This is a genomic window from Lancefieldella parvula, from assembly GCF_963530955.1.
Taxonomy (GTDB): domain Bacteria; phylum Actinomycetota; class Coriobacteriia; order Coriobacteriales; family Atopobiaceae; genus Lancefieldella; species Lancefieldella parvula_A.
In genome coordinates, this window is the sequence record NZ_CAUSFQ010000074.1 from 1 (window position 1) to 7029 (window position 7029).

The window sequence follows — 7029 nt, forward strand, 5'->3', positions numbered from 1 at the left end:
AAAAGCTCCTTGTCTGAGCTGGTAGCCAAAAATCTTGAGACTTCTGTCATTTCTGTTGATGCAATGCAGGTCTACCAAGGCATGGATATTGGTACCGCTAAAACTCCTGTTGAGGAGCGAGAAGTTCCTCTTCTTATGGTAGATTGTGCCAACATTTCAGAAGAATATTCGGTACAGATGTTTCAAGTGGCAGCCCGTGAAGAAGCTCATAAGCTTATTAAAGCTGGTAAAACACCTGTTTTCTGTGGCGGAACGGGTCTTTATCTTGATTCGATTATCGACCAGATGGAGTTTCCCTCAGGGTCAATCGAGTCTCCTGTAAGAACTCGTTATGAAAAGCTTGCTCAAGAGCTTGGTGCTGAGGGTTTGCACGAACTTCTCGCCACAAAAGATGCAGCAAGTGCAGAGCTCATCCATCCAAATAACGTACGACGCGTTGTAAGGGCTTTAGAGCTCTTGGAAGAGGGCAAGTCGTATGCAACTCATCATGAGGGCCTAAAGGCTCACACACCGTACTTTGACGCCCAGATATGGGGTCTTACGATGGACCGTCAGCGTCTTTATGAGCGCATAAACCTCCGAGTTGATCTTATGTTTGAGCAAGGGCTTGTTGAAGAGGTTCAAACGCTTATTGAGTCAGGTCTCTCTGAAAATTGCACGGCTGGGCAGGCAATTGGCTATAAAGAGTTCTTTGCATACTTTGCTGGAGAGCAATCGCTTGAGCAAACACGAGAGCTTATTAAGCAGCATACCAGGCAGTATGCAAAGCGACAGATTTCTTGGCTTAAACGAGACGGTCGAGTCAGGTGGCTTGATATGGACCAGCTCACAGCCAAGGATGCACTCGAGCTGATTCTTGCGCAGCATGCTGACGTACAATGCCAGTAGGCACATCAAAAAACTAACGTATTTACCTTGTCTTAGATGGGGAGTTTATGGGTCGTTTTGTTCCATTTTCTACAGCTCCTAAAGTTGAACGAGCAATTCTTGTAGGCGTTGATTGCGGTAAAAGCGACTGGTCGCTTGAAGAATCAATGGACGAGCTTGAGCGTCTGACCCAAACTGACGGCGCTGAAGTCTTTATGCGTCTTACGCAAAAACTTGATGCACCTATCCCTAAGACTTTCATTGGCAAAGGTAAAACTGAGGAACTTGTTTCTCTGGTAAGAAACACCAATACTGACGTTGTCATCTTTGATGATGAACTCACGCCTTCTCAGCAATCTAATTTAGAAAAATTACTTGGCGAGCCTGTTAAAGTAATTGACCGTACAGCGCTTATTCTTGATATTTTTGGTATTCACGCACGCACCAAAGAAGGAAGACTGCAGGTACAGCTTGCACAGCTTCAGTACGTACTTCCAAGGCTTCGTGGCATGTGGAGTCACTTGGTAGGCGAGCAAACACGTGGTGGCATTGGTAGCCGATTTGGCCAGGGTGAGAGCCAGCTTGAGGTTGACCGTCGTCTTATTAGAAAGCGCATTTCAACTCTTAAAAATGAGCTTAAGCAGCTTAGCCAAAGGCGAGAAGTTCAGTCTAAGTCCAGGTGGAATTCTGGAACGTTTAGTGTCTCACTTGTTGGATATACCAATGCTGGTAAATCAACACTTTTGAATCAACTCACAGGCGCGGATGTATATGCAAAAGACGAACTCTTTGCAACTCTTGATCCAACTACCAGAGCGCTTTCTCTTGATGAAGGCAAAAAGATTGTTCTTACGGATACTGTTGGATTTATTCAAAAGCTCCCAACTAATCTGATTGAGTCTTTTAAATCAACACTGGTAGAGGCTCAGGAAGCTGATCTTCTTCTGCTCGTTGCTGATGCAACTGATAAGAATCTTTCAAAAGAAATAGCAGTTGTTCGAAGTATTTTGAAAGACATCGAGGCCGATAAAAGCGATCAGATTCTTGTTTTAAATAAGATAGACCTACTTGATGAGCAAGAGCTTCAAATGCTCAGAGCGCTCTATCCAGAAGCTGTGTTTATGTCTGCTCAGGAAGGTATGGGCATTAACGGCCTTCTCCACAAGATTCAAGAAATAGCTAGTGCCGGCGACAAGGTGGTTAGTGCACTTATTCCGTTCAACAAAGGCGCTCTTGTTAAGTCTGTTCATGAGAGATGTCAACTTTTGCACGAGCAATATGTTGCTGAAGGTCTTTTACTGTCAGTTAAAGCCGATACGTATATGCAGGCACTTTTAGAGCCGTACGTGGTGTCAGAAGACGATATTCTGACTGACGAATGATGCAATAAGCAGCAAAATTGGTTGATGCAAAATGTAAATGAGAAGTGAATGTCTTCCCATCTCTGTTATGAGGGGAAGAGAGAACCTTCTCATCCAGTTGGGATATCCAGCTTCTTTAAACTGTCTGTTAAAAGCAGCACCACTTAAATACAAGAACAAATAGGGGAGTAATGGGTAGTAATCTCCTGATGAAAAAGATGGAGAAGGAAATCCAGTCCAGGCTAAATATGGTGTTTGGTATAACTCTTTAGGTAACGAGAAAACCATGTTCCCGATACCAATGTGTCCTGTAGAAATTGGAATACAAATGACAAAAATTAAAAGTAGAAGAATTGCCGCGGAATATCCTTTTGGTGGAACAGCGAAACGTGAAATAAGAGCTTCTACCAGGGTGCATGAGGCCATACAAAAGAAAATTCCAAACGTAATGGGAGTATCAACTTTTGCAAAGGTAGTTGCTGCAAATATTGCTAAGGCTACAAGACCATAAACTCCCGCACGTTTAAAAGGATCTTTAGAGAAGGCGCACATACAACCAGCAATAAAAATAAAAGGATATGAGATTGATGGTATCCAGATTTGCATAAGCAGAGGTGTAAACCACGTAAGCTTAACGTGCGAAATAAAGAACAAATCATAGGTAAAGTGAAACAGAATCATTGAAACTACCGAGATACCTCGTATAGTGTCAAAAAACGTTATTCTCCCTTTGGTTTGTCTTAACTCAGCACCCATACTATGACTAAGAGATTGATCTAATAAGTGCAGTAACCCTACCTAGAATGACAGGATTTTGTACGTAGATTGGCTCCATAAAGTCATTTTCTGGTTGAAGACGAATGCGATCGTTTTCTCTGTAGAACGTTTTAACTGTTGCAGAATCATCAATAAGAGCAACAACGATTTCTCCATCATGGGCATCTTGCTGCTCTTTTACAACAATATAATCGCCGTCAAAAATACCAGCATTGATCATTGATTCTCCGCGAACACGAAGAATGAAAGAACTTGAATCCCCAACAATGCTAGTTGGTAGAGATAGAGATTCTTCTACGTTTTGCTCAGCAAGAATAGGAGTACCAGCAGCAACACGCCCTACAAGAGGAAGGCTAATCACATTATTAGCTATGTCTTGAGTAATGGGGGCAAGCTTTGCTGTATCAGAAGTGTTAGAAGCCTGAGGAACAATCTTCATAGTACGAGGCTTCTTTGGGTCTCTATCAATAAGTCCAAACTGCTCAAGAACTTTTAAATGCATGTGGACAGTTGAAGGAGACGCAAGATTAACAGCAGCGCCAATCTCTCTTACTGAAGGGGGATAGCCATGTTGATCTGTGTAAGAACAGATGTATTCATAAATTGCTGCCTGACGCTTGCTGAGTTTGCCCTTTGGCATATGAGCCTCCTTTTTCTTTTTAATAATAATACACGTGTTCTAAAAAATAATCAAACGAATGTTCTATTTTTTTCTTGACACGAACAAACGTACTAAATATTATTAGTACAAACGTTCGGACATGACTTTTTGTCCGGTGTATTGGATATAACTAGTTCCGTAAAAACTATTACGGAAGGAAATGATATGAGGCGTATGTATCAGTCAAGCGGAACTTCAGCTCTTGCTTCTTATAAGCCTGCATTTAAGGTAATTAACGGTGGAGGAAAGAAATGTTCTGTTACACCTCAGCAAGAGGAAGTTTCTTACGTAAAGGCACTAACAAATAAAGAAGCTTTTGTTGCTGGTCTTATTATTACTGCATCGTTTGTTTTGATGTTTGCAATTTCTTTTCTTCGCACAACCGCTCTCAATTCATTTGCTACATCTGTAATGGATAGCGCTTCACAAACAATTACCGTTCATAGCAATGACACACTGTGGTCAATTGCAGAGAGCAATCCTATTGAGGGCGTCTCTACAGAGCAACAAGTAAGCTGGATTAGAGAAAAAAATAATCTTGATTCTTCTCTTTTAAGAACTGGACAAACTCTAGAGATTCCTTCTGTATCTAAATAGTAAATATTTATGTAAATTTCTCTCGGAATTCTGTGTTGATAACACTTAATACCTGCGTAAAATGGTATCTTCCTTTTATACGAAAAAAGGGGATTCCATGCGTTGTCCAAAATGCGGTCACGAAGAGTCAAAGGTTATTGATTCTCGCTCATCCGAGAATAACGATGCCATTAGAAGGCGTCGCGAGTGCATGTCCTGTAAGTTTCGTTTTACAACCTATGAGCGCTTAGAAGAGATTCCTATCACCGTTGTGAAGAAAGACGGTCATAAGGAGCCTTTTGATAGACAGAAGCTCATGAGAGGCCTTGTTGCTGCAACAGTAAAGAGAGATATCTCTGTTGCTTCTCTTGATCATTTTATTGATGGAATTGAGTCTCAGATTAGAGACAAAGGTCAATACGAGATCAAATCTGAAGATCTTGGAAGCATTGTGCTTAAAAACCTGGTTATGCTTGATAAAGTTGCATACATTAGGTTTGCTTCTGTCTATAGAGACTTTAAAGACGTTGATGAATTTAGCGCAGAATTAAGGAGCCTGAATTAATGAGCAATTTTGACATCCAGCTACCTATTAAACGCCTTGATCCTACGGTTGAACTTCCTTCATACGCATATACCGGAGATGCTGGATTAGATCTTAGAAGTGCTGAAGATGTTGATCTTGCTCCTTTTGAGCGCAAACTTATTTCTACTGGTTTAGCTATTGCAATTCCTGATGGCTATGCAGGATTTGTTCAGCCAAGAAGTGGCCTTGCCCTTAAGAAAGTCCTTTCTATGGCAAATACTACAGGACTTATTTACGCTCATTATCGTGGTTAGCTTAAAGTTTGCGCTATTAACTTAGATAGCAAAGAAACTATTCACATTGAGCGTGGAGAGCGTATTGCTCAGCTTGTTATCCAGCAGGTTCCTGTTGTTCAGCTTGTTGAAGTAGACGAGCTAGACGCTACTGATCGTGGTACTGGTGGCTTTGGTTCAAGTGGCGTTCAATAATTTCTTAGTTTGGTGATAAGCGCTGCGGCGTTCTTTAAGGTGGCTGAGCGTGGTAGCACTCCCGCTCAAGAATTTAGGGCTGGAATTACAACATTCCTCGCAATGGCATATATCATTGCAGTAAACCCAGCCCTTCTCGCGGCTGCAGGCGTGCCAATTTCAGCAGCTATTACTGCAACTTGCCTTGGTGGCGGTGTAATGACCATTCTGATGGGTCTTTTTGCAAATCGTCCACTTGCGTGTGCATCTGGCATGGGTGTTAATGCTGTTGTTGCATTCTCCTTAACTCCAATTGCTGGAGGAGACTGGCACGCAGCAATGGCAGTAATCTTCATTGAGGGCATTGCAATTTTACTTTTAGTTCTTTGCGGCCTTCGTGAAGCTATCATGGATGCAATTCCTGTAAACCTACGCCATGCAATCTCAGTTGGCCTAGGTCTTTTTATTGCTCTGATTGGTCTTAAGAACAGTGGAATCATTATTGCCAATGAGTCGACTCTTGTTGCTTTGGGTGATATTTTCTCTCCAACCTTTATCGTTGGAGTAATTTCTATCGTTGCCACAGTTGTTCTTTACTCTGCACGCGTTAAGGGTGCTCTTCTTATTGGTATTATCCTTGCGGTACTTATTGGTATTCCGCTTGGCGTAACGTCAACTCCAACAGGTGTTGTTTCTGGTCTGGATTTTGGTACTTTTGGTGCCCCATTCCTTACCGATGCTTCTGGCGTTATGGGTATCGTCAAAGCTCTGACTACTCCAGTCCTACTTGTATTTGCTTTCTCCCTGATGATGTCCGACTTCTTCGATACCATGGGCTCTGCAATGGCTATCGCTAAGCAGGGTGACTTCCTTACTGAGGATGGCAACGTTAAGGACATTAAACAGATTCTCATTGTTGACTCTGCTGCTGCAGCTGCAGGTGGTCTTTTCGGTGCATCTTCCATTACCACCTTCATTGAGTCTGCATCTGGCGCTGCTGATGGTGGCCGTACTGGTCTTTCTTCTGTTATTACAGGCCTTCTATTCATCGCAGCGGCCTTCATTGCTCCACTCATTTCTATCGTCAGCTCTGCAGCAACCTGCGGTGCACTGGTACTGGTTGGCTTCCTGATGATGTCTGAGGTTACAGAGATTGATTGGAATGATCTTCTCGAGGGCTTCCCAGCATTTATGGTTATCGCTGGCATTCCAATGACTTACTCAATTTCTGATGGCATTGGTTTTGGTTTCATCTTCTATGTTGTCGTTGCACTTGTAACTGGCAATGTTAAAAAGGTTAAGCCTTTGATGTGGGTAGCAACTCTTGCATTTATAGCTTACTTTATCATCGCTAACTAGCTTTAAACTACTAGGGGAGGCGCGTTCAAGATGGGGGGTCTTGACGCGTCTCTTTTTATGTATGAATAGATTGTGTACAATTTATTTTTTATTGATAACTGATAATGATTGTCACCAGTAGGGTATAACAAAGCCAGTTTCGATTTATACGATTGGAGCCAATCATGGCAGATGTTATTGTTAAAGACCTTGTGATTGTTGGTGGCGGTCCTGCAGGACTTTCAGCAGCAATTTATGCAAAGCGCGCTCTTCTCGACACTGTTGTTTTAGAGAAGCAGGCCGTTGGTGGTCAGGTTATCACTACAACTGAGGTTGAGAATTACCCTGGCATGCCAAACACTGATGGCTTCACTATTACAGACACTCTTCAGAAGCAGGCTACAGACCTCGGCGCAGAGATTGTTATGGCTAATGTCCTCTCAATCGTTAAGGATC

General features: G+C 42.4%; 8 protein-coding genes and 1 pseudogene. 7 read left to right on the plus strand and 2 right to left on the minus strand.

The features are described 5' to 3' along the window. Together miaA and hflX are read left to right on the plus strand one after the other, a co-directional pair. A partial coding sequence (gene miaA, locus RWJ43_RS05310; RefSeq protein ID WP_314008684.1) for a tRNA (adenosine(37)-N6)-dimethylallyltransferase MiaA occupies positions 1 to 888 on the plus strand: 888 nt, incomplete at its 5' end. Between the two features lie 47 nt (positions 889 to 935). Continuing rightward, the gene (gene hflX / locus RWJ43_RS05315; protein ID WP_314008687.1) at positions 936 to 2249 is read left to right on the plus strand and encodes a GTPase HflX; all 1314 of its coding nucleotides are present in this window, start codon (positions 936 to 938) and stop codon (positions 2247 to 2249) included. Here hflX and RWJ43_RS05320 read toward each other — a convergent pair. Beyond that, a complete protein-coding gene (locus RWJ43_RS05320) occupies positions 2220 to 2984 on the minus strand; it encodes a heparan-alpha-glucosaminide N-acetyltransferase domain-containing protein (protein ID WP_314008690.1) in 765 nt (254 codons plus the stop codon). The two genes, hflX and RWJ43_RS05320, sit on opposite strands and share 30 nt — an antisense overlap. A 7-nt stretch (positions 2985 to 2991) precedes the next feature. After that, positions 2992 to 3645 carry a transcriptional repressor LexA gene (gene lexA / locus RWJ43_RS05325; protein ID WP_314008692.1) on the minus strand — a complete coding sequence of 218 codons (654 nt, stop codon included), beginning with the start codon at positions 3643 to 3645 and terminating at the stop codon, positions 2992 to 2994. A 186-nt stretch (positions 3646 to 3831) separates the two neighbouring features. Here lexA and RWJ43_RS05330 point away from each other — a divergent pair, with 186 nt between their 5' ends. The 5 genes and pseudogenes from RWJ43_RS05330 to RWJ43_RS05350 form a co-directional block, all read left to right on the plus strand. Further along, a complete protein-coding gene (locus RWJ43_RS05330; protein ID WP_314008695.1) occupies positions 3832 to 4263 on the plus strand; it encodes a LysM peptidoglycan-binding domain-containing protein in 432 nt (143 codons plus the stop codon). 97 nt (positions 4264 to 4360) lie between these two features. Continuing rightward, positions 4361 to 4807 carry a transcriptional regulator NrdR gene (gene nrdR, locus RWJ43_RS05335; RefSeq protein ID WP_012808854.1) on the plus strand — a complete coding sequence of 149 codons (447 nt, stop codon included), beginning with the start codon at positions 4361 to 4363 and terminating at the stop codon, positions 4805 to 4807. After that, positions 4807 to 5256: pseudogene (gene dut / locus RWJ43_RS05340) on the plus strand (dUTP diphosphatase). Before nrdR ends, dut begins: the two are co-directional and overlap by 1 nt. A 39-nt stretch (positions 5257 to 5295) precedes the next feature. Then, positions 5296 to 6594: an NCS2 family permease gene (locus tag RWJ43_RS05345; protein WP_314008698.1), complete on the plus strand. Its 1299-nt coding sequence runs from the start codon at positions 5296 to 5298 to the stop codon at positions 6592 to 6594. 164 nt (positions 6595 to 6758) lie between these two features. Next, positions 6759 to 7029 (plus strand): FAD-dependent oxidoreductase (locus RWJ43_RS05350; RefSeq protein ID WP_314008700.1); only part of this gene is annotated, 271 nt, incomplete at its 3' end.